The 1,448-nt window shown below is 55.7% G+C and carries 1 rRNA gene (running past one end of the window); it reads right to left on the reverse strand.

Annotated features, from left to right (window positions below):
* Nucleotides 1-1,270 (reverse strand): 23S ribosomal RNA (locus tag ABZS51_RS42505); it reaches 1,919 nt to the left of the window's first position.
* Nucleotides 1,271-1,448: the final 178 nt, after the last annotated feature.

A 1,448-nucleotide genomic window follows, 5' to 3' on the forward strand; every position in this document is an offset into this window, starting at 1 on the left:
GAGTGCCACGACTTCGGCGGTGTACTTGAGCCCCGCTACATTGTCGGCGCGGAATCACTTGACCAGTGAGCTATTACGCACTCTTTCAAGGGTGGCTGCTTCTAAGCCAACCTCCTGGTTGTCTCTGCGACTCCACATCCTTTCCCACTTAGCACACGCTTAGGGGCCTTAGTCGGTGATCTGGGCTGTTTCCCTCTCGACTACGAACCTTATCGCCCGCAGTCTCACTGCCACGCTCTCACTTACCGGCATTCGGAGTTTGGCTGACGTCAGTAACCTTGTCGGGCCCATCGGCCATCCAGTGCTCTACCTCCGGCAAGAAACACGTGACGCTGCACCTAAATGCATTTCGGGGAGAACCAGCTATCACGGAGTTTGATTGGCCTTTCACCCCTACACACAGGTCATCCCCCAGGTTTTCAACCCTGGTGGGTTCGGTCCTCCACCCAGTCTTACCTGAGCTTCAACCTGCCCATGCGTAGATCACTCCGCTTCGGGTCTACAGCATGCGACTCAAACGCCCTCTTCAGACTCGCTTTCGCTACGGCTCCCCCACACGGGTTAACCTCGCCACACACCATAACTCGCAGGCTCATTCTTCAAAAGGCACGCAGTCACATCACACACCAGCAAGCTGATGTAAGCTCCTACGGCTTGTAGGCACACGGTTTCAGGTACTATTTCACGACCCCTCACCGGGGCACTTTTCACCTTTCCCTCACGGTACTCGTGCACTATCGGTCATCAGGGAGTATTTAGGCTTACCAGGTGGTCCTGGCAGATTCACACAGGATTTCTCGGGCCCCGTGCTACTCGGGAACACCTCAAGAAGTCCATCCGATTTCGCCTACCCGGCTCTCACGGTCTACGGCGCCCCTTCCCAGAGGCTTCAACTATCGGAAGGATTTATAACTTCTTACAATCTCGGCAGAAACTGTTAGAGGGTCCCACAACCCCGGACATGCAACGCCTGCCGGCTATCACACACGCCCGGTTTAGCCTCATCCGCTTTCGCTCACCACTACTCACGGAATCACATATTGTTTTCTCTTCCTACGGGTACTGAGATGTTTCACTTCCCCGCGTTACCACCAACCGCCCTATACATTCAGGCGGAGGCAACACCACATGACTGGTGCTGGGTTTCCCCATTCGGACATCCCCGGATCAACGTCTGGTTGGCGACTCCCCGAGGCTTAACGCAGCCTCCCACGTCCTTCATCGGCTCCTGATGCCAAGGCATCCACCGTGTGCCCTAAAAAACTTGGCCACAAAGATGCTCGCGTCCACTATGCAAATCTCAAACAACAAACAGCAACCACCCTCACACCCGTTCACGAATGCTCGGCATGGCCCTGCATGAGGTCAACACAGACCACGAGCCCACCCACCTCGAAAGAAGGGCGAGCCCGATCGCTGGTCCGTTTCCTCAGGACCCAACAGTGTGT

The sequence above is a fragment of the Nonomuraea sp. NPDC005501 genome (genome assembly GCF_040605905.1).
GTDB lineage: Bacteria > Actinomycetota > Actinomycetes > Streptosporangiales > Streptosporangiaceae > Nonomuraea.